Annotated in this window: 22 protein-coding genes and 1 other annotated feature; of the genes, 19 read left to right on the forward strand and 3 right to left on the reverse strand. The window is 45.8% G+C overall.

The window, feature by feature from the left end; translation table 11 throughout:
* Positions 1-11: 11 nt before the first annotated feature.
* From spoIIGA to NST47_RS14995, 12 genes are all read left to right on the forward strand, one after another.
* Complete coding sequence (spoIIGA, locus tag NST47_RS14940) at positions 12-1,001, forward strand: sigma-E processing peptidase SpoIIGA (protein ID WP_341155841.1); 990 nt, start codon at positions 12-14, stop codon at positions 999-1,001.
* Between the two features lie 30 nt (positions 1,002-1,031).
* Positions 1,032-1,754 carry an RNA polymerase sporulation sigma factor SigE gene (sigE, locus tag NST47_RS14945; RefSeq protein WP_076227446.1) on the forward strand — a complete coding sequence of 241 codons (723 nt, stop codon included), beginning with the start codon at positions 1,032-1,034 and terminating at the stop codon, positions 1,752-1,754.
* Positions 1,755-1,964: 210 nt separating this feature from the next.
* Positions 1,965-2,747, forward strand: coding sequence for an RNA polymerase sporulation sigma factor SigG (gene sigG / locus NST47_RS14950; RefSeq protein ID WP_076227444.1), 783 nt, complete (start codon positions 1,965-1,967; stop codon positions 2,745-2,747).
* Positions 2,748-3,115: 368 nt separating this feature from the next.
* On the forward strand, positions 3,116-3,421 hold the full coding sequence (locus NST47_RS14955; RefSeq protein WP_076227442.1) for a YlmC/YmxH family sporulation protein: 306 nt from the start codon (positions 3,116-3,118) through the stop codon (positions 3,419-3,421).
* A gap of 164 nt (positions 3,422-3,585) precedes the next feature.
* Positions 3,586-4,443, forward strand: a complete 858-nt coding sequence (gene pgeF, locus NST47_RS14960; RefSeq protein ID WP_076227440.1) for a peptidoglycan editing factor PgeF — start codon at positions 3,586-3,588, stop codon at positions 4,441-4,443.
* A 14-nt stretch (positions 4,444-4,457) separates the two neighbouring features.
* Complete coding sequence (locus NST47_RS14965) at positions 4,458-5,141, forward strand: YggS family pyridoxal phosphate-dependent enzyme (RefSeq protein ID WP_341155842.1); 684 nt, start codon at positions 4,458-4,460, stop codon at positions 5,139-5,141.
* A gap of 97 nt (positions 5,142-5,238) precedes the next feature.
* Positions 5,239-5,661 carry a cell division protein SepF gene (locus NST47_RS14970; protein ID WP_240413799.1) on the forward strand — a complete coding sequence of 141 codons (423 nt, stop codon included), beginning with the start codon at positions 5,239-5,241 and terminating at the stop codon, positions 5,659-5,661.
* A gap of 23 nt (positions 5,662-5,684) precedes the next feature.
* Positions 5,685-5,963 carry a YggT family protein gene (locus NST47_RS14975; protein WP_372237337.1) on the forward strand — a complete coding sequence of 93 codons (279 nt, stop codon included), beginning with the start codon at positions 5,685-5,687 and terminating at the stop codon, positions 5,961-5,963.
* Positions 5,960-6,751, forward strand: coding sequence for a YlmH family RNA-binding protein (locus NST47_RS14980; RefSeq protein WP_341155843.1), 792 nt, complete (start codon positions 5,960-5,962; stop codon positions 6,749-6,751). Before NST47_RS14975 ends, NST47_RS14980 begins: the two co-directional genes overlap by 4 nt.
* A gap of 144 nt (positions 6,752-6,895) precedes the next feature.
* Positions 6,896-7,375: a DivIVA domain-containing protein gene (locus NST47_RS14985; protein ID WP_076228324.1), complete on the forward strand. Its 480-nt coding sequence runs from the start codon at positions 6,896-6,898 to the stop codon at positions 7,373-7,375.
* A 40-nt stretch (positions 7,376-7,415) separates the two neighbouring features.
* Positions 7,416-7,673: a binding site (T-box leader), on the forward strand.
* A 43-nt stretch (positions 7,674-7,716) separates the two neighbouring features.
* Positions 7,717-10,485 carry an isoleucine--tRNA ligase gene (gene ileS / locus NST47_RS14990; RefSeq protein WP_341155844.1) on the forward strand — a complete coding sequence of 923 codons (2,769 nt, stop codon included), beginning with the start codon at positions 7,717-7,719 and terminating at the stop codon, positions 10,483-10,485.
* Between the two features lie 118 nt (positions 10,486-10,603).
* Positions 10,604-10,888, forward strand: a complete 285-nt coding sequence (locus NST47_RS14995) for a DUF5665 domain-containing protein (RefSeq protein WP_256223325.1) — start codon at positions 10,604-10,606, stop codon at positions 10,886-10,888.
* Here the strand turns inward: NST47_RS14995 and NST47_RS15000 are convergent, their stop codons facing one another.
* A complete protein-coding gene (locus NST47_RS15000) occupies positions 10,889-11,656 on the reverse strand; it encodes a TraR/DksA C4-type zinc finger protein (RefSeq protein WP_341155845.1) in 768 nt (255 codons plus the stop codon).
* A gap of 120 nt (positions 11,657-11,776) precedes the next feature.
* Between NST47_RS15000 and lspA the strand changes: the two genes are divergently transcribed.
* The 4 genes from lspA to NST47_RS15020 all read left to right on the forward strand — a co-directional run bounded on the left by lspA (position 11,777) and on the right by NST47_RS15020 (position 14,929).
* On the forward strand, positions 11,777-12,268 hold the full coding sequence (lspA, locus tag NST47_RS15005; RefSeq protein WP_076227425.1) for a signal peptidase II: 492 nt from the start codon (positions 11,777-11,779) through the stop codon (positions 12,266-12,268).
* 4 nt (positions 12,269-12,272) lie between these two features.
* Positions 12,273-13,220 carry an RluA family pseudouridine synthase gene (locus NST47_RS15010; RefSeq protein ID WP_341155846.1) on the forward strand — a complete coding sequence of 316 codons (948 nt, stop codon included), beginning with the start codon at positions 12,273-12,275 and terminating at the stop codon, positions 13,218-13,220.
* A 16-nt stretch (positions 13,221-13,236) separates the two neighbouring features.
* Positions 13,237-14,391, forward strand: a complete 1,155-nt coding sequence (locus NST47_RS15015; RefSeq protein WP_341155847.1) for an aminotransferase A — start codon at positions 13,237-13,239, stop codon at positions 14,389-14,391.
* A 124-nt stretch (positions 14,392-14,515) separates the two neighbouring features.
* Positions 14,516-14,929, forward strand: coding sequence for a hypothetical protein (locus NST47_RS15020; RefSeq protein WP_341155848.1), 414 nt, complete (start codon positions 14,516-14,518; stop codon positions 14,927-14,929).
* 102 nt (positions 14,930-15,031) lie between these two features.
* Here the strand turns inward: NST47_RS15020 and NST47_RS15025 are convergent, their stop codons facing one another.
* Positions 15,032-16,189, reverse strand: a complete 1,158-nt coding sequence (locus NST47_RS15025) for an N-acetyldiaminopimelate deacetylase (RefSeq protein ID WP_341155849.1) — start codon at positions 16,187-16,189, stop codon at positions 15,032-15,034.
* A 77-nt stretch (positions 16,190-16,266) separates the two neighbouring features.
* On the reverse strand, positions 16,267-16,977 hold the full coding sequence (gene dapD, locus NST47_RS15030; protein ID WP_076227415.1) for a 2,3,4,5-tetrahydropyridine-2,6-dicarboxylate N-acetyltransferase: 711 nt from the start codon (positions 16,975-16,977) through the stop codon (positions 16,267-16,269).
* A gap of 480 nt (positions 16,978-17,457) precedes the next feature.
* Between dapD and pyrR the strand changes: the two genes are divergently transcribed.
* Genes pyrR through NST47_RS15045 form a run of 3 tightly spaced genes read left to right on the forward strand, consistent with a single transcriptional unit; the run spans position 17,458 to position 20,248 of the window.
* Complete coding sequence (gene pyrR, locus NST47_RS15035; protein WP_341155850.1) at positions 17,458-18,021, forward strand: bifunctional pyr operon transcriptional regulator/uracil phosphoribosyltransferase PyrR; 564 nt, start codon at positions 17,458-17,460, stop codon at positions 18,019-18,021.
* Complete coding sequence (locus NST47_RS15040; protein ID WP_341155851.1) at positions 18,018-18,926, forward strand: aspartate carbamoyltransferase catalytic subunit; 909 nt, start codon at positions 18,018-18,020, stop codon at positions 18,924-18,926. Before pyrR ends, NST47_RS15040 begins: the two co-directional genes overlap by 4 nt.
* A 32-nt stretch (positions 18,927-18,958) precedes the next feature.
* Positions 18,959-20,248 (forward strand): dihydroorotase, encoded by a 1,290-nt coding sequence (locus tag NST47_RS15045; RefSeq protein ID WP_341155852.1) that lies wholly within the window; start codon positions 18,959-18,961, stop codon positions 20,246-20,248.
* The last annotated feature ends 2 nt before the right edge of the window (positions 20,249-20,250 follow it).

Consider the following 20,250-nt stretch of genomic DNA (forward strand, 5'->3'; position numbering starts at 1 on the left):
TTAGACAGACTTTGGAAATAAAGTTATATATACTTGTCTCTGTAGCCGCTTACGAGGAAAGGAAAATAACGATGATCGTTTATGTGGATCTTATTTTCCTGATGAATTTGGTCATTGATGGTTTGCTGCTGTATACGACGGCGCGTACGCGCAAAATTCCGATTGTTTGGTGGAGACTTGTGATCGGAGCAGGCATCGGGGCGATGTATGTCGTGTTTATGTTTGTTCCGGCATTATCTTTTATGTTTACTTTTGTTGTTAAACTGTGCTTTGCATTAATCATGATTGTCATCAGCTTTGGTTTTGCAAGCATGCAGCATTATTTGCGTAATTTGGGTGCCTTTTATCTGATTAACTTTGTAGCTGCCGGAGGTATTCTGGGGATCCATTATTTGTGGGCGACCTCGAATGAAGTGCTGAACGGTATGGTGATCAGCCAGTCTGGAGGCTTGACGCACGAACTGCAATTTGGTGTTACTTTCATTGCCATTGCATTGATCGCGGTGATTGGATTCTACAAGAAGGTATTCCAAAGTGCTAGGCAGCGAGAGGAGTTGACTTCTTTTTTTGCTCAGGTTCACATTGAGATCGGTGCGGTGCAGCTGCACTGCACAGGTTTGATTGATACCGGAAACCAGTTATACGATCCGTTGACCCGTACACCGGTTATGGTGCTGGAAGTCTCACTATGTCAGGACTACATATCTGAGTCATGGATGAGGAAAATTCGTGATGCTGAGGTGGATCAAATGATCGCGGCGATCGGGACCGACGATGAGACCGACCCCTTCATATGGCAGGACCGGCTGCGGCTTGTACCTTATCGTGGGATTAATAAATCCACCCAGTTTATGCTGGCCATTAAGCCGGATCGAGTGATTATCAGTTATCAGGACAAGCAAAATGAATCGCATAAGGTGCTCATTGGACTGGATGGAGGCAAGCTCAGCTCTGATAATTCATACCAAGCTATCATACACCCGATGCTGATGCAGAGATAACCTACAACAAGCGTAAGGAGGATAAGGATCATGCTGTTAAAATGGAAGCTGCGTATGCAAATCAGCTACTACCGTCTGATGATGATGCTGAAGCTCAAAAGCGAGGAAATTTACTACATAGGAGGGAGCGAGGCCTTGCCGCCGCCGCTTACCCGTGAAGAGGAAGAATATTTGCTTGGCAAGCTGACGACAGGTGATTCGGCCATTCGAGCCATGCTGATTGAACGCAACCTGAGGCTGGTCGTGTACATTGCCCGCAAATTTGAGAACACCGGTATTAATATTGAGGATCTGGTCTCGATTGGCGCTATAGGGCTAATAAAAGCGGTCAATACCTTTGATCCCGAGAAAAAAATCAAGCTGGCCACTTACGCCTCACGTTGCATCGAGAACGAAATTTTGATGTACCTGCGCCGTAATAACAAAATCCGCAGTGAAGTTTCTTTTGATGAGCCTTTAAACATTGATTGGGACGGCAATGAGCTGCTCTTGTCGGATGTCCTGGGTACCGAAAATGATACGATTTACCGCAATATAGAGGAGCAGGTCGACCGCAAGCTGCTGCACAAGGCTTTGGATAAGCTTTCCGAACGTGAAAGAACGATTATGGAGCTGCGCTTCGGTCTACAGAATGGAGAAGAGAAGACACAAAAGGATGTTGCGGATATGCTAGGGATTTCCCAATCCTATATATCCCGTCTCGAGAAAAGAATAATTAAGCGGCTGCGTAAAGAGTTTAACAAGATGGTTTAGATTCCAAATCGATTTCAGCAGCTCCGGGCCCAACCCGGGGCTTTTTTGGCAGCAATAAAAGTATTTTTTATACTCATGAAAGCGGAACCTTTGTTATTAAGCCTAAATTGGTAGCGCTTGCCTAATAATTTTATCGAAATGAAGCCACGAATAAAAATACACCTCAAGGAGATAATTAACAGTAATGTTTCTCCTTGGGAGGTAATCACGGTGACCCGAAACAAAGTCGAGATTTGTGGTGTAGATACTGCAAAGCTTCCTGTACTAACTAATGCAGAAATGCGCGAATTATTCGTAAAATTACAGACCCTTCATGAACGATCGGCCAGAGAGAAGCTGGTGAATGGCAATTTGAGACTGGTGCTGAGTGTGATTCAACGTTTCAATAATCGCGGCGAATTTGTAGATGATCTGTTTCAAGTGGGATGTATCGGACTTATGAAGGCGATAGATAATTTTGATTTAGGCCAAAATGTTAAATTTTCTACCTACGCGGTACCGATGATCATTGGAGAGATCCGCCGTTATTTACGAGACAACAATCCAATCCGGGTATCCCGATCATTGCGGGATATCGCTTATAAAGCTTTGCAGGTGCGTGACAGCCTGACAAATCAAAATTCACGCGAACCGACTATTTATGAAATATCTGAAGCCTTGAATGTTCCAAAGGAAGATGTCGTATTTGCTCTGGACGCGATTCAGGACCCTGTATCTTTGTTTGAGCCGATCTATCATGATGGCGGCGACCCGATCTATGTGATGGATCAAATTAGTGATGATCGGAATAAGGATGTGTCATGGATTGAGGGAATAGCCCTGCGTGAAGCGATGCACAAGCTGAATACCCGGGAAAAGATGATTTTGTCCATGCGGTTCTTTGATGGCAAAACACAGATGGAGGTAGCCGACGAGATCGGCATTTCGCAGGCTCAGGTATCGCGTCTGGAAAAATCGGCGATTTCCCAAATGCAAAAGTATGTCAAAAACTAATCGCTTGTCCGAATCGCCTAATATGGAAGGGGAACTTTCCTTGCGGCCTCTCTGCTGAAATCAGCAGGGAGGTTTTTTTGTGGAAGATGACATTTTGCCCAAGTCACACATATAGTAGTAAAAGTACGTGTTCAAAAAGTCGGCATTTCAGCACCGAGAAGCACAAGTTTTCGTAGAAAACTCGCTTCGGAAGCGGGGAAGAAGGAGGAGCGGAGTTTAGGTTATACCTAAATGAGCACCGCACTTCGAGCCTGAATGCAAGATTCGATGCCGAATAAGCTTTCTGTGAGACTTCGTGATCAAATGTGGATTTTTTGAACAGCCTCTAAAAGAGATCAACAATCCAATGAATACGTGGTGGTAGCAACGTGAAAATATCAGATTTTCAAACCAAGGACGTAATCAATATTGTGGACGGAAAAAAACTCGGTCAAATCAGCGATTTGGAGCTGGATCTGCGCAATGGGACCATTGAGTCGATAGTTGTGCCTAACAGCGGCCGATTTTTCGGCTGGTTTGGGGGCTCGACTGATGTCGTGATCCCCTGGAAAAATATCGTGAAAATCGGAATGGATGTCGTTCTGGTCAAAATTGATGATGTTCGCAGCTTTCGCCAAAAAGAAGAGCCTGAGGCATATCATGAATTTAATAAACAATATCGGGGACAAGGCTAAGAAAACGAATGCATATGCCAAGATCGGGCTGCATAAGGGGTGCTGTTTAGTGCGGCTTCGTGTATACTGGTAGAAAGCGGATATGAGTAAGCTGTCAAGCATACAGGAATCTTACACACACCGAAATGGATAACTGACAGATTGACGAAGGGGGTCTTACAACTATGGAGCCGTTCGTGCCGGAGCAAGCTGATAATGGGTGCGAATTGTTGTTTATACGCAGCTGGATGGAACGCGACAGCGGACTTACAGCCGGTTTCACCTCGCGTCATGGAGGCGTTAGCAGCGGTGAATTTGGCAGCTTGAACTGCGGTCTGCATGTTGAGGATATACATGAGGATGTCGTAACCAATCGTCATAAATTAGCAGAAGCTCTGCATGTCGATTTGCAACAGTGCACTTATGCGGAGCAGGTTCACGGAAATAAGGTGCTTAAAGTAACCCGGTCCCATGCAGGGGCAGGTATCGATTCGCGTGAACGAGCGATTCAGGCAACGGATGCTTTTATAACCAATGAGTCTGGTCTGTTTCTGCACGTGATGTTTGCTGATTGTGTGCCCCTGTATTTTTATGATCCGGTGGGGCGTGTGGTTGGACTGGCTCATGCGGGGTGGAAAGGGACTGTGCTTCAAATAGCAACTCATACGTTGAACCTTATGCATCAGGAATATGGAACGAAGGCAGAGCACGTAATGGCTGCAATAGGCCCGTCGATTCAAGGGTGCTGTTATGAGGTAAATGATACTGTGGTCTCGCAATTTAGCTCGCTCATGCAGAAGTTAGACATATCCAATACAGAAGCAAATGGAAACATCCCTATCTATGAAAGCAAACAGAACGGGAAATACAACTTAAACTTGCAACAAATGAACCGACAAATTATGATAAAAGCAGGAATTATGCCATCCCATATCGAAATGAGTAGTTTATGCACAAGCTGCCGCTCCGATATCTTTTTTTCTCATCGCAAAGAAGCGGGGAAAACAGGCAGAATGGCTGCCTGGATTGGTTTGTATGAATAGAGGTGACCTCCCGTTTGAAGCTGAATCAGCATATTGAATTTGTAGAAGATAAAGTCAAGCAAGCATGTGACCGTGCGAATAGAGACCGTCAAGATGTTCAGATCATTGCTGTAACGAAGTATGTTTCACTTGCGACCACAGGCGAGGCCATCCGTTTGGGGATGAACCATATTGGGGAAAACCGTTGGCAGGATGTTCAGCCCAAGTGGGAAGCATTTCATGACCAGGCAGTGTGGCATTTTATCGGGCATTTGCAAACGAACAAAGTAAAGGATGTCATTGGTAAATTTGCTTACATTCATTCACTGGACCGGCTATCCCTAGCTACCGAAATTGAGAAGAAGGCTGCCGCTCAGAGTCTGACTGTATCCTGCTTTATACAGCTGAATGTATCCGGGGAAGAGACCAAATATGGACTACCTCCTGAGGAACTGGCCTCTTTTGTTGACAAGCTGCGAGATATGCCGCATATCCGAATAGTTGGCTTGATGACAATGGCACCCTATGAAGCAGAGCCTGAATCGACCAGACCGGTATTTCATGAGCTTCGTCGTCTGCGGGATGAATTAAATCGCGAACAGGTATTGGGTTATGAAATTAAGCATTTATCTATGGGTATGTCCAATGATTTTGAAGTCGCTATCGAAGAAGGCGCGACCTGGATACGTCTCGGAACCGTATTAGTAGGTAAAGAATAGCCGCGCAGTATGCTTAGGAAGTCAGTTTTATACGAAAACTATAAGGTAATGCTTACGAAGACAGTTTTCTACGAAAACTTTAAGGAGGAGATTTGTGATGGGTGTGATGAATAAGTTTATGAATTTTATCGGGATTCAGGAAGAAGAAGAAATCACGGAACGTGAACATGTCACTGAGCATGCCGAAGAACATGAAACCAATCCCGTGGAGCAACGTAAAAATAAAGGAAACATTGTCAGCATACATTCAGCCAAGCAAGTGAGAGTCATACTGAATGAGCCTAAGTCCTATGAGGACACACAGGAAATTGCCGACCACTTGCGTTCACGCCGCCCAGTCGTTGTCAATCTTCATCTGGTTCGTCCGGATCAGGCAACCCGCATTGTTGACTTTTTAAGCGGCACTGTATATGCGCTCAATGGTTCGATTTCCAAAATTGGTCCTAATATTTTTCTGTGCACACCGGACACGGTTGAAATTCATGGCTCGATTTCGGAAATACTGAATAACGAGGGCTAGCTCCAACCACATTCTAAATCGAGGTGAATCGTTTGTTTGCTATTGTTGGCTACGTTAACACACTTATTGAAATCTATACATACATGCTGATCGCCTACGTGCTGTTATCATGGCTGCCTAGTGCAAAAGAAAGCTTTATTGGCGAAATATTGGGCAAGCTGTGCGAACCGTATTTGTCCATTTTTCGTCGGTTTATTCCACCTATCGCTGGAGTTATCGATATCTCGCCGATCGTTGCGCTAATTGCTTTACGCTTTGTTGGGCAAGGTATTGCAGCTGTCCTGTTGTTTTTTATTAAATGATGGAGAAGAACAGGGAGCAAGTGTACACCCACTTCCATCCGGATGAGCATCGATTTGTAGATAAGGCTGCCGAATGGATCGCACGCGCGGAACAGCATATGGTTAAATTAACCGATTTTTTGGACCCTAGGCAGGCTTTCATTTTATCTACGCTTGCAAATCGAAGCATGGATATTCATATCCGATTTGATGGTGGACATGAGCAAGCGGAGCGTAAGCGAGCTTTTGTAGCTCCTGAATATCGCGCATTGGATAAAGAGGATATGGGAATCAGCTTGATTTCTGTTACTTCATTGGACAATAAACTGAAGGATCTGGACCATGGGGATTACATGGGTTCGATTCTTGCGCTCGGTATGAAACGAGAGAAAGTCGGAGATATTTATGTAACCGATCAGGGCTGTCAGTTTATCGTGGCATCGGAAGTAGCTGATTATATGCGACTGAATTTGCAGCAGGTGCATCGCGTGCATGTTCAGACCCAGCAGCTGACGCTTGACCAACTGCTGGTGTCCCCAACGAGGCTCGAAGAAATGACGCTGTCTGTGGCTTCGCTTCGCTTGGATGGTATTGTCAGTGACGTATATCATCTGAGCCGTGCCAAAATCCTGATTCCCATTAAAGCGGGACGCTGCAAGCTGAACTGGAAGCAGGAAGAGGATCCGAGCAAGCCTTTGAAATCAGGAGATGTGGTATCCTTGCAAGGCTTTGGGCGGTTTCAGGTGCTGGAAGTAGAAGGTGTTACGAAAAAAGGAAGATATCGGTTAAGAATCGGCAAATATGCGTGATTGCCGATTTTTTTTGTTAAAATTTTCAGGTTTTTTTGGATAAATGAAGGAAATAACGAAGGTGTCGTCGAATATAGCAATACGCGTCGGACAGCAAGTCTCGGAGATTCCCGGACTGATGTCAAATTTTCAGGAGGTGCAGCAATGGCTTTAACACCGTTGGATATACATAATAAAGAATTTGGCCGATCATTCCGAGGTTATGATGAAGATCAAGTAAACGAGTTTTTGGACCAAATCATCAAAGATTATGAAGCAAATATCCGTGAGAATAAGGACTTGCAGAATCAGCTTGCTGCGATCCAGGAGCGTCTTAATCATTTTTCCAGTATCGAAGAAACCTTGAGCAAGACCATTATCGTGGCTCAGGAAGCTGCCGACGAGTTAAGGAGCAATTCCAAAAAAGAGGCGCAGCTCATTATAAAGGAAGCCGAGAAAAATGCGGACCGGATTATTAATGAATCCTTGACGAAATCCCGCAAAATCTCTGTGGAAATCGAAGAGCTCAAAAAGCAGGCTTCGATCTATCGTACACGCTTTCGCACTTTGCTGGAAGCACAGCTTGAACTGCTCGGTCAAGAGGATTGGAATGCTATGGAACGGATCGAAATTGAACAAGCTTAAGTCGGCTTGCCTATTGCAAAATAAACTGCTACAATGATCACAAAAAGCGATGAGTGGGAAGAGTAGGTTACGTACGCAAGGAAAGCGAGTCGGGGATTGGTGCGAGCCCGATCTTTGCAGTAATGGAAAATCACCCAGGAGCATTCTCTTGAACCAGCAGTAGAGAGGATCGGCTAATCCCGTTAACGATTATTGAGTGAAGGCTATTGGGCTGCAAGCCGAAGATTTCTGAACAGAAGTCTGGCGCACAGCTGCAAGTCTTAATCAGGGTGGTAACGCGAGGCTTCTCGTCCCTATGGGGATGGGAGGTTTTTTTGTATATAACGAAGGAGTGGACACTAATGGATTATGGCAAAACATTAAACTTATTACAAACTGATTTTCCGATGAGAGGCAACTTGCCGCAAGCAGAGCCAGGTATGCAGCAGCATTGGGAAGAAATTGATATTTATAGCAAGGTACAGGAGAGCCGCAAGGGAAAACCTAAGTTTATTTTGCATGATGGCCCTCCTTATGCGAATGGCGATATTCATATTGGACATGCGTTGAACAAGGTACTTAAGGATATTATTGTACGCTTCAAAACGATGCAGGGCTACGACGCGCCTTACGTTCCAGGCTGGGATACACATGGTTTGCCGATTGAGCAGGCTGTTGCCAACAACGATAAAATTGATCGTAAAAAAATGAGCGTTCATGAGTTTCGCGAATACTGTAAGGACTACGCACTGCAATCGGTTGAACGGCAGAAGGCGCAATTCAAACGTTTAGGCGTTCGCGGCGATTGGAACAACCCTTATATTACACTGCAGCCCAAATACGAAGCTCAGCAAATCCGCGTATTTGGTGAAATGGTGAATAAAGGCTATATTTACAAGGGGCTTAAGCCGGTTTATTGGTCTCCGTCCTCGGAAAGTGCACTAGCTGAAGCAGAAATCGAATACCAGGACAAAACGTCTACTTCTGTGTATGTCGCTTTTCAAGTGAAAGACGGTAAAGGCAAGCTGCCCGAGGATGCTTCGATTGTGATTTGGACGACGACACCTTGGACGTTGCCTGCCAATCTGGGTATTTCCTTGCATCCTGATTTCGAATACGCGCTTGTCGAAGTGGAAGGCAAAAAGTATGTGGTGGCTCAAGGCTTGCTTGAAGCCGTATCGAAGGAAATTGGCTGGACGGATGTTAAGGTATTGTCGCAAATTAAAGGCAGTGAGCTTGAGCATGTGTTGTGTCAGCATCCGTTCTACGATCGGACATCACTTGTCATGGTAGGAGATCATGTCACACTGGAAGCGGGTACGGGTTGTGTACATACCGCGCCGGGTCACGGGGAAGATGACTTTGTGATTGGTCAACGCTACAATCTCGGTGTGCTTTGTCCTGTTGATGATCAAGGTCATTTTACAGCGGAAGCGCCAGGCTTTGAAGGGATGTTCTACGATAAAGGCAATAAAGTGATCACCGAAATGCTGAAAGAATCAGGACATTTGCTTCACATGAGCTTGATCCAGCATCAATATCCGCATGATTGGCGGACAAAGAAGCCGGTTATTTTCCGTGCCACCGAGCAGTGGTTTGCATCTGTAGACAAGTTTCGCGAAGAAATGCTGGAGGAAATCAAAAAGGTAAAATGGACTCCGGCCTGGGGCGAGGTTCGTTTGCATAACATGATCGCAGATCGTGGCGATTGGTGCATTTCGCGTCAGCGGGTATGGGGAGTACCGATTCCAATTTTTTACGGTCGGAACAGCAATGTGCCGCTCGTCAATAAGGAAACGATTGAGCATGTGGCTCAAATTTTTGAGCGTGAAGGCTCCAATGCCTGGTTTCAAAAGGATGCATCCGAGCTATTGCCAGAAGGTACGGTTTGCCCGATCAGCGGGGATACTGAATTCCGTAAGGAAACCGACATCATGGATGTATGGTTTGATTCCGGGTCGAGTCATGTGGCTGTTCTTGAAACAAGAGACGAGTTGGAATGGCCGGCAGATCTGTATTTGGAAGGCTCGGACCAATATCGCGGCTGGTACAATTCTTCTTTAATTACGGGTGTTGCTGTGCACGGACAATCGCCATATAAAGGAATTTTGAGTCATGGGTTTACGTTGGATGGTGAAGGGCGTAAAATGTCCAAATCACTGGGCAATACCATTGATCCTAATAAGGTATGCGACAAGCTGGGCGCCGATATTTTACGCCTGTGGGTTTCTTCGGTTGATTACCAATCGGATGTACGCATTTCAGACAATATTTTGAATCAAATTACCGAAGTGTATCGCAAGATTCGGAACACGCTGCGTTTCCTGCTGGGGAATTTATCAGACTTTAACCCGACAGCAGATCGTGTGGCTCCTGACCAAATGAATGAGCTGGACCGTTTTGCACTGGCACGTTTGAACCGGATGACAGACCGTGTTATCAAGGCATACGACGCCTACGAGTTTCATATTGTGTATCAGTCTGTACATCATTTCTGCGCCGTGGAGATGAGTGCTTTTTATCTGGACATTATTAAAGACAGACTTTATGCAAGTGCCCCGTCCGATTCGGGTAGAAAAGCAGCACAAACCGTATTATATGATGCCTTGACGGTAATAACTAAGTTAATTGCTCCGATTTTGCCGCATACCGCGGATGAAGTATGGAAGTACATTCCAGGTACTGAGTTGGACAGCATTCAACTAAGCGAGCTGCCTGAAGTGGATACGACGCTGTTCGATGAAAAGATGGAATCCAAGTGGGAGCAGTTTATCGTTGTGCGTGATGATGTTCTGAAGGCTTTGGAGGATGCACGTAAGGAAAAAATGATCGGGAATTCGCTCGGTGCAGCGGTTCATCTGTATCCTAATGCGGAGCAAGCACAGCTGTTAGCCGGCTTGGAGCAATTGGAGCAATTGTTTATTGTTTCTGCCGTTGAGGTCCATGAGGCCGGAACGACGGCACCAGAGGGGGCTCGTTCATCCAAAGGGTTGTCTGTACAGGTGAAAATAGCTGAAGGTGAAAAATGTGAGCGCTGCTGGAATGTTACCAAGGATGTCTGTCTGGATGCAGATCATCCGACCTTGTGCAAACGCTGCGCGGAAGTTATCAAGCAGAGGATAGAGGTTTAATCAGAATGGACTCATCCCGCGGCAGAAAACAAAAGATCCTGCTGACGGGATGAGTCTGATGAGAAAGTCTGGAGGAATGGGCTTGAGCGGACATCAAACATTGCCGGATCGGAAGCTTATGGAAAGTATCCACCAGCAAGTGACCAAGATTGCAAATCAGATGGAACGAACCCAAATTGCCGATTATGTGGATCTGCTCAACAGTCCGCGTAAGCTCATTTTCTCGAATTTACTGGCTGGTTTAGCAAGAGGTGTCGGGATCGCGATTGGTTTTACTGTGTTTGCTACGACGATTCTGTATGTTCTTCAATTGTTGGGAGCCTTGAATTTACCGATAATCGGAGACTATATAGCTGATATCATCAAGCATGTCCAATATCAATTGGAGGGAAGAACCTATTAGCTAAGTGAGATCCGTATACGTATCATCTTCGGCATCCTGCGGGTCAAGCTCTAGCAAACCTTCGCCTTCATTGTTATGGATATACTCGTTATAGGCTCGATTTCTGATCAAAGTAACGTGTTGACCATATATATCCGTTGCCAAAAAGCTTTCAAAAGCTTCCACGTAACCAACCTGCTCGTCAGCTTCAATTTCCATGTCGTTATAGTTATTTGAAATGTTGGGGTTGTCTGCCATAGCCGGTGAATTGGAGCTGCCCCAGCTTTCAACGATTTGCCAAGCATCTTCGCCGTCAAATTCGGTTTCCTTGTCAAGTTCGTCCAGACTCGTTCTGCCGAACGGCGGGGCCAGAATATCTTCTTCGACTGGACGATACTCTATGTCAGGAGCATCAGGAACGTGTTTTTTGCAATATAAGGTAGTAGGCACAGCCTCTAGTCGTTCAAAAGAAATAGGAGCGCCACAGCTCTGGCAGATGCCATATTGCCCCTTGTCGATTCGTTCCAGTGCTTCTGCAACTTGGGTAAAATGACTTTCCAGGTTAACGTTTAAAGCTATATCTTTACTGCGTTCAAACATTTCTGACCCTAAATCGGCTGGATGGTTATCGTTAGTGGATAGCTCGCCCGTCTGATCACGAAGGGAGTCGGAGAGACCAAAATGGCTGTTGCTTTCTCTCTCTTTCTCCAGCCATTGTTGTTCTTCAAGTAAAATTGAGCGTAACGATTGCAATTGCTGAGAGCTGATTGGATGAGGATCATGAGTCATCAAGTACGCCTCCTTTGAGAGCATTGCTGCTATTTTTTGCAGAAACGAAGTTTTTTACATAGGTAAATCATGGGTCTAAGGCGTAAATCAGGAGCAGGAAGCGAAAAAGGAGCTGTAACGTTGAGATATTATTTATATGCGTTAGTGGTACTGATCTTAGATCAGGTTACCAAATGGCTGATTGTGAATCGGCTTGAATTAAATGAGGCGGTTTCGGTTATTGGTGAATTTTTTCAAATTACGTCACATCGGAATCGTGGTGCTGCTTTTGGCATTATGCAGGATCAACGGTGGTTTTTTATTGTGATCACGTTGGTTGTTGCGGCTGGTATTATAATTTATCTTCGCAAAAGCTACAAAGAGGGTAAAAAGCTGCTGCCCGTTGCGCTAAGCCTGCTATTGGGTGGAGCTTTGGGGAACTTTGTTGATCGGGCATTGTTTGGTGAAGTGGTCGACTTTCTAAAATTTCGTTTCCAATTTAATGGTTTTGGCAGCCCTGTTGACTATACCTATCCGATTTTTAATATTGCCGATTCAGCGATCTGCATTGGTGTAGCACTCATTTTTATCGATTCCATCATCAGCTGGAGAAAAGAAAAGAGAGGCGCGTAATCTTATGTCTGTTTCTGAACAAGAAGAATTGGAGAATCGGAAAGAATGGATTGCAGAGGCTCAGGATCAAGGTGAACGGGTTGATAAATTCGTGGCTGAAGCATCGGATGAGGACGTATCCCGCAGTCTGGTCCAACAATGGATCAAGGACGGCCATCTGAAAGTCAATGGTGCACCTGTTAAGGCTAATTACAAGCTGTCGGCAGGCGACCAACTGGAACTGCTTACACCTGAACCGGAAGAATTGAATCTGACCGCTGAGAACATTCCGCTCGAAGTGGTTTACGAGGATGGGGACATGATAGTCATCAATAAGCCAAGAGGGCTTGTTGTTCATCCAGCTCCTGGCCACTATAGCGGTACATTGGTTAACGCACTGCTGTACCATTGTCAAGATTTATCTGGGATTAATGGGGTGATGCGCCCTGGAATCGTCCATCGAATTGATAAAGATACCTCGGGATTGCTGATGGCTGCCAAAAATGATACGGCTCACCAATCATTGGCCGCGCAGCTGAAGGAACATACGGTGGTCAGAAAATATTTGGCTGTTGTACACGGGAATGTGACGCATGAGCAAGGTACGGTGGATGCTCCAATCGGTCGGGACCCGTTCGATCGTAAATTGTATACCGTAACAGAGCGCAACAGTAAGAAGGCGGTAACGCATTTTGCTGTGCTTGAACGCTATGGTGATCATACCTTGCTGGAGCTCAGGCTTGAAACCGGCAGAACCCATCAAATTCGGGTGCACATGAAGTTTATTGGGCATCCCCTTGTAGGAGATCCTGCTTACGGTCCTTCGCGCGGCAAAGGCGCAACGATGGATGGGCAAGCGCTGCATGCCGCCATACTTGGCTTCACACACCCAAGAACCGGAGAGCATTTGCAGTTTGAAGCGGAAATTCCAGCGGATATGCAGCATTTGATCCATATATTGAAAAATCGCTAAGATTGGGGAACCGACAATGGAACATTTGATCAATCCCGGTGTGAAGGATATTCAAATATCGGGAATCCGAAAAATCGCTAATCTGGTTAGTCAGTTTCCGGATGCACTTTCTTTAACCATTGGTCAGCCGGATTTTCCGACGCCTGATCATATTTTGCAGGCCGCCAAGCTGGCAATCGATGCACATAAAACGACTTACACAGCAAACCCTGGGCTTCTGGAGCTTCGCCAGGCAGCAGCTGCTTTTGTACGGAATAAATATGATTTGCACTACGCACCTGAATCAGAGGTTATCGTCACTACTGGGGCAAGTCAGGCGCTGGATATTACGTTAAGAACGATTCTGGAGCCAGGCAGTGAAGTGTTGATTCCTGGGCCGATCTATCCGGGGTATGAGCCTCTGGTTCGATTGTGTGGAGGTGTTCCCATCTATGTGGACACGCGGAATCATGGCTTTAAACTGACAGCCGAGTTGATAGAGCCTCACATTACAGACAAAACCCGCTGCATCATTTTATGTTATCCATCGAATCCAACGGGACGGGTTGTGAGTGGTCAGGAGCTCGCAGATATCGCAAGTCTGTTGGAGCAAAAATCGATATTTGTCATTTCCGATGAAATTTATAGTGAACTGATTTACGATCAACCCCATGTCTCGATCGCTATGATTCCTTCCATGCGCGAGAAAACGATTGTCATTAATGGATTGTCCAAATCGCACTCGATGACCGGTTGGCGGATCGGATTTGTTTTTGCACCGGAGTATGTGGCTAAGCATATGGTTAAAGTGCACCAGTACAATGTGACATGTGCAAGCTCGATCAGCCAATATGCGGCGCTGGAGGCGCTGACGAACGGCGTGGATGATGCATTGCCTATGAAGGAAGCCTATATGCAGCGTAGAGACTATGTGTACAGTCGCTTACTGCAGATGGGATTCGAACTGGAAAAGCCGGAGGGAGCTTTTTATTTATTTCCATCGGTTGAACGGTTTAAGCTATCCTCAATGGATTTTACAATGAGGTTGTTGAATGAGCATAAGGTTGCTGTTGTGCCTGGGGATGCATTTTCCATCTATGGAGAAGGTTACATTCGGATATCCTATGCTTACAGCAGGCAAGTTCTTGAGCAAGCGCTGGACCGTATGGAAGCTTTTGTTCGCAAATTGTAAATAACAAAGCTCCTTGTACCGTTTACGGTGTAAGGAGCTTTTTGTATGACAATCATCGTCAAGCTTGTCTCGCTATGATATGATGGTAATGTAATTATCTAAAATATATTGGAGGTGTAAATGAATGGATCAGGATCTGATCAATGCGATACGGATGGTGGTAAAGGAAGAAATTACCGAGCAGTTGATTCCAATTAAAGAGCAGCTGAAGGACCTGGCACCGATGAAAGAGCAGCTGAAGGACCTGGCACCAATGAAAGAGCAGCTGAAGGACCTGGCATCAATGAAAGAGCAGCTGAAGGACCTGGCACCAATGAAAGAACAACTGAAGGAACTGCCATCAATTAAGGAACAGCTCACACATATGCAGCATCAGTTGGATCGTATGGAATACTCACAAACGCATGATGTATTGTCTTTGTTGACTATGATCGATGCCAAGCTGGAACAGACAGCGACAAAAGAAGATATCGCTTATTTGGCAAGGAGAATCGGTGAACACGATTTGGAGTTAGATAGATTGAAACGTATTAAATAATTAAGTATTCTTTTTGAATTGGTCTGGATCAAGAGAGAACTTGACATACAGCCTATGACCTTGGGTCGCCGAACAGTGCTAACCTATTTCTCTCTTTATTTATTAATCTTGCTCCGATAACCACCTGAAGTAGCTGCCAATTAGCTCAATCGCGAGATCGATGGCGTGCTCGTTGGGTTCGATTTTGGAATGATGCAGACCGTAAGGCGTATCCACCCCGAGCCAAAACATAAAGCCAGGAATTTTCTCCAGAAAATAACCGAAATCCTCACCGGTCATAGCCTCTGTGCATTCGATTACCTTCATAGTATCTGTTTCACGTACCCAGTTCATAAATGCTTGGGTAGTTTCTGCATGGTTGAATACCTGCAAATAATTAGCTCCGTAATCTATATCGACCTTGCAGTCATAGGCGGTTTCCATACCTTGGGCCAGTGCTTCAATGCGCGATTTGATTAGCAGCATCGTTGCAGCGGATAAGGTGCGAATGGTTCCTTCCAGACGTGACTTCTCGGCGATAATATTTTGCTTCGTGCCACCTTCAATTTTACCAATCGTAATAACGGCAGAATCGAGTGGATTTACATTGCGTGATACAATAGTTTGCAGCTGTGAAACCAACTGACAAGCAGTAATCACCATATCATTGGCAAGGTGAGGATAAGCAGCATGTCCGCCTTTACCAGTAAGGTCTATGAACAGTTCGGAGGTATTGGCAAATAAAATACCCGGCTTTGTAGCGATCGTGCCAACTGGATATTCGGGGGCAATATGGAGTGCTACAATTTGGTCAGGCATCCAATCCTGCAGTTCCTCACATTCAAGCATAGGCTGTGCTCCGCCAGGACCTTCTTCCGCAGGTTGAAAAATAAACGTGATATCATCCCTGATCGGAGTCTGTACAATCCGGGTCAAAATACCCAGCCCGATTGACATGTGAACATCATGTCCGCAAGCATGCATATATCCATGATGGGTGGAGCGAAATTCATAGCTGGTATCTTCCATGATAGGCAGACCATCCATATCGGCTCTGTAGCCAAAGCGACGTTTTGGGGAGGTTCCTTTTATATTCACGATTACACCTGTCCGCCAGGTACGGATTTCGAGACGCTCCTGTGGAAGAGAATGAAGATAATTCAGCACAAACTGCTGAGTTTTGAATTCAGCAAAACCTGGCTCGGGAATTTGGTGCAGCTGTCTGCGGATTTTTACAAATGGACTTGGTGCCGCGCTAGTACTCGAAGTCGAATGGGTCATTGAGTGGTTAATCCTCCTAACAGGTAATGAAGAGTAAAAAAGCCCGGCGATATACGCCGAGCGTTAAGCCAAGCACCTTAAAGGGTGCGGAGGTCTTGCAAAATTTCGGTTTTGGATTTTGTTTTGGCATCCACCATTTTGATAACTCGAGCTGGAGCCCCAGCTACGACCGTATACTCGGCAACATCCTGAGTAACGATAGCGCCTGCAGCAACGACAGAACCTTTACCAATACGAACACCTTCGAGGATAACGGCATTGGCACCAATCAACACGTCGTCTTCAATGACTACGGGTTGAGCGGAAGGAGGCTCAATAACACCAGCAACAACGGAACCTGCACCAATATGACACATAGCTCCAATAACCGCGCGGCCGCCAACGACTACGTTCATATCAATCATAGTACCTGCACCAATAGACGCACCGATATTGATGGAAGCTCCCATCATGATAATCGCATTGTCGCCGATAGATACTTTATCACGAATGACTGCACCTGGCTCGATACGAGCGTTGATGCCTTTAAGGTCAAGCATAGGGATTGCCGAATTACGACGGTCATTCTCAACTACATAATCTTCAATACGGCTTTGGTTTTCGTCCAGCACACGTTTTACTTCAGTCCACTCACCGAAAAGTACACCGCTTTTGCCGGATATAAAGGATTGAATCTCGGAACCAAAATCGATGGATTCCAAGTCACCTTTGACATATACCTTCACCGGTGTTTTCTTTACGCTGTTTTTAATAAATTGAATAATCTCCAAAGTGTTCATCTCTGTCATTCACATTCCAACTCCCTATATCATATACCGTGTAATCATTCATGACACGGGTAAAATCTCTCTTAATCTTTATAGCATAAAAGCCATGTTCAAGCAATATTTAGGTTGCCGAATTGCGACGGGATTACACCAAACCTTGTCTGTTTCGGAGTGATAAAATCGCAAACCTCACATAAGCGGCATGATGCTTGATAATATTGGGCTTTCTATTAATTATATGAATATGGTTATGATCATTTTTTGCATCCTATTGACACATTGTGTCGAACATGGGATAATACTCGTAACTTAAAAGCACCTTTAAACTCAGTCCAGAGAGACTGGCAAGGTGAACGAATGGAAACAACGGCTATTAGGCACTAATGGGTCAGTCTCATTATGAGGTCTACTAACGTCCGTTATCTCCGTATGTCCGCAAACCTTGCCCTAACGAGCAAGGTTTTTTATTTTGTCTATCACTGGAGCAGGAGGTCGAAGACCTTGAGTCAGGAAGCAGAACGCGAGCATGTGCTCATGGACGAAACGGGGATGCGCCGTGCATTGACACGGATCGCCCACGAAATACTGGAAAAAAACAAAGGCTTTGAGAACTGTATGCTGATCGGTGTTCGCACTAGAGGTATTTACTTGGCGAATCGCATTGCTGAACATATTTTGGAAATCGAGAATGTTCCTGCACCTGTCGGTGAAATCGACGTTACCAAGTACAGAGATGACCGATCTGGCAGACGGGATTCCAAAGCAAGCGAAGAGCCGCCTGCAGCCATTGATATTCATAATAAGAAGCTGATTTTGTTCGATGATGTGTTGTATACAGGCAGAACGGTGAGAGCGGCAATGGATGCGCTGATGGATATGGGACGGCCGCAGATGATACAGCTCGCCGTGCTGGTAGATCGTGGACATCGTGAGCTTCCGATCCGTCCTGATTACGTAGGCAAGAACATACCGACTTCGCGATTGGAAACGATTGAAGTACTGCTTCATGAAGTTGACGGGGTCGATCAGGTAGTTATTACTCAACAGAGGAGGCAGCAGAGATGACTCAGCTTCAGGTAGCATCACATAAGCATTTGCTCGGTACGCAAGGTATGAGCGCTGAAGAAATTACATCCTTACTGGATCGGGCTGCATATTGGGAGCAAGCTCCCGCCAAGCTGTCAAATCATTTGAATGGCAAGTTTGTTGCCAATATGTTTTTTGAAAACAGTACAAGAACCAGATTCTCCTTCGAGGTTGCCGAGAAACGACTCGGTGCGGAAGTGTTGAACTTTGCTGCTGCTGTGTCCAGTGTTCAAAAGGGCGAATCGATCTACGATACGGTCAAAACTTTGGAATCCATGGGTATTGATGCAGGTGTGATTCGTATGAAACCTAATGGACTGCTTGCTGAGATTGCACAAAAGATTAAAGTACCCTTAATTAATGCGGGAGACGGCAACAGCGAGCATCCCACTCAGGCCTTGCTTGATCTGTATACGATGCGTAAGCATTTTGGTGAGCTGCGCGGGCTGAATGTATCGATTATAGGGGATATTTTACATAGTCGGGTTGCACGTTCGAATTTGTGGGCGCTGAAGACTCTTGGAGCCAACGTCAGCTTTTGTGCTCCGCAAGTGATGCAAGCGCCAGAGCTTGCTGCTCACGCCCCTTATGTGAGCATGGAGGAAGCGATAAAAGGCGATGTAGTGATGATGCTCAGGGTTCAATTGGAGCGTCATGAAGAGGGGTTGTTCAAATCCCAGGAAGATTACAGAGAAGCCTACGGAATGACTGTAAAGCGCGAGGCTTCGATGGCAGCTCATGCGATCATTATGCATCCTGCGCCGATTAATCGGAATGTGGAGATTGATGACGAGCTGGTGGAATGCGGAAGATCAAGAATTTTTGAACAAATGGGAAATGGTGTACCTATAAGAATGGCAGTCATTGAGCGGGCACTGAGCTAAGCTTCATAAACTTTAATTACAGGGAGGCCATTATGGGAATTTGGATATTGAATGCACAGACGGTAGCTTCGGGTAATGAGCTTGCAAAACGTCATATATTGGTAGAAGGTCAACTGATTGAACAGATTATCGAAGCAGGAGATACATTGCCAGATACCGCAGGGCACGAAGTGATTGACGCGGCAGGCAAGCTGGTTACAGCGGGCTTGATCGATATGCATGTGCATCTTCGTGAGCCAGGCTTTGAATATAAAGAGACGATTGCAAGTGGAACACGCTCAGCAGCACGCGGCGGCTTTACAACGATAGCCTGCATGCCGAACACACGGCCTGTTATCGATACCGTAGAAACGGTCAAATATGTGCTGGATAAGGCTGAGAATGAAGGCATTATACGCGTACTCCCTTATGCTTGTATTACCAAAAATGAGCTGGGACGCGAGCTGACTGACTTCGATGCTTTGAAGGAAGCGGGAGCTATCGGATTTACGGATGATGGTGTAGGCGTACAAAACGCGCAAATGATGAAGGATGCCATGACGAAGGCTGCATCCATTGGACTGCCGATTATCGCACACTGCGAGGACGACACGTTGACAGTGGGAGCATGGGCGAGCGAAGGGGAATTTTCCCGCAAACACGGCTTAAAAGGAATCCCTAATGAATCCGAAGCGATTCATGTAGGCCGCGATGTTCTTTTGTCAGAAGCAACCGGCGCGCATTACCACGTATGTCATGTCAGTACGGAGCAATCGGTTCGATTGATTCGCCATGCCAAGCAGTTTGGCATTAAGGTGACAGCCGAGGTTTGTCCGCACCACCTGCTGCTGTCCGATGAAGATATCCCGGGTCTGGACGATGCCAATTGGAAAATGAATCCGCCGCTGCGTACGCCAAGAGATGTACAGGCGTGTATCGAAGGTTTGCTGGATGGAACTATCGATATTATCGTAACCGATCATGCACCTCACAGTGCAGAAGAGAAAGCAAAGGGAGTTGATTTGGCTCCTTTCGGAATTGTTGGGTTTGAAACAGCATTCCCGCTGCTCTATACCAAGTTTGTTGCAACAGGACAATGGACACTGCAGTTTTTGGTGGACAAAATGACCTCCTTGCCAGCACAAGTTTTCGGTTTATCACAAGGCTGGTTGGAAGCAGGTAAAGTAGCGGATATTACAATTATTGATTTGAATAAGGAACAAGCGGTCGACCCGGCGGATTTCCTATCCAAAGGACACAATACACCTTTCATAGGCTGGAGCTTGCAAGGCTGGCCGACGCATACGATGGTGGGCGGCAAGGTCGTTTGGTCAGAAGCATAAAC

Source organism: Paenibacillus sp. FSL H8-0034 (genome assembly GCF_038000305.1).
Classification (GTDB): domain Bacteria; phylum Bacillota; class Bacilli; order Paenibacillales; family NBRC-103111; genus Paenibacillus_S.

Excerpts from the sequence above, each read along its gene's own strand:
- sigE (WP_076227446.1), top strand. The coding sequence starts at position 1,032 with ATGCTGTTAAAATGGAAGCTGCGTATGCAAATCAGCTACTACCGTCTG.
- pgeF (WP_076227440.1), top strand. The coding sequence starts at position 3,586 with ATGGAGCCGTTCGTGCCGGAGCAAGCTGATAATGGGTGCGAATTGTTG.
- NST47_RS14970 (WP_240413799.1), top strand. The coding sequence starts at position 5,239 with ATGGGTGTGATGAATAAGTTTATGAATTTTATCGGGATTCAGGAAGAA.
- NST47_RS14980 (WP_341155843.1), top strand. The coding sequence starts at position 5,960 with ATGATGGAGAAGAACAGGGAGCAAGTGTACACCCACTTCCATCCGGAT.
- NST47_RS14985 (WP_076228324.1), top strand. The coding sequence starts at position 6,896 with ATGGCTTTAACACCGTTGGATATACATAATAAAGAATTTGGCCGATCA.
- ileS (WP_341155844.1), top strand. The coding sequence starts at position 7,717 with ATGGATTATGGCAAAACATTAAACTTATTACAAACTGATTTTCCGATG.
- NST47_RS14995 (WP_256223325.1), top strand. The coding sequence starts at position 10,604 with ATGGAAAGTATCCACCAGCAAGTGACCAAGATTGCAAATCAGATGGAA.
- NST47_RS15000 (WP_341155845.1), bottom strand. The coding sequence starts at position 11,656 with ATGACTCATGATCCTCATCCAATCAGCTCTCAGCAATTGCAATCGTTA.
- NST47_RS15010 (WP_341155846.1), top strand. The coding sequence starts at position 12,273 with ATGTCTGTTTCTGAACAAGAAGAATTGGAGAATCGGAAAGAATGGATT.
- NST47_RS15015 (WP_341155847.1), top strand. The coding sequence starts at position 13,237 with ATGGAACATTTGATCAATCCCGGTGTGAAGGATATTCAAATATCGGGA.
- NST47_RS15020 (WP_341155848.1), top strand. The coding sequence starts at position 14,516 with ATGGATCAGGATCTGATCAATGCGATACGGATGGTGGTAAAGGAAGAA.
- NST47_RS15025 (WP_341155849.1), bottom strand. The coding sequence starts at position 16,189 with ATGACCCATTCGACTTCGAGTACTAGCGCGGCACCAAGTCCATTTGTA.
- dapD (WP_076227415.1), bottom strand. The coding sequence starts at position 16,977 with ATGACAGAGATGAACACTTTGGAGATTATTCAATTTATTAAAAACAGC.
- NST47_RS15040 (WP_341155851.1), top strand. The coding sequence starts at position 18,018 with ATGACTCAGCTTCAGGTAGCATCACATAAGCATTTGCTCGGTACGCAA.
- NST47_RS15045 (WP_341155852.1), top strand. The coding sequence starts at position 18,959 with ATGGGAATTTGGATATTGAATGCACAGACGGTAGCTTCGGGTAATGAG.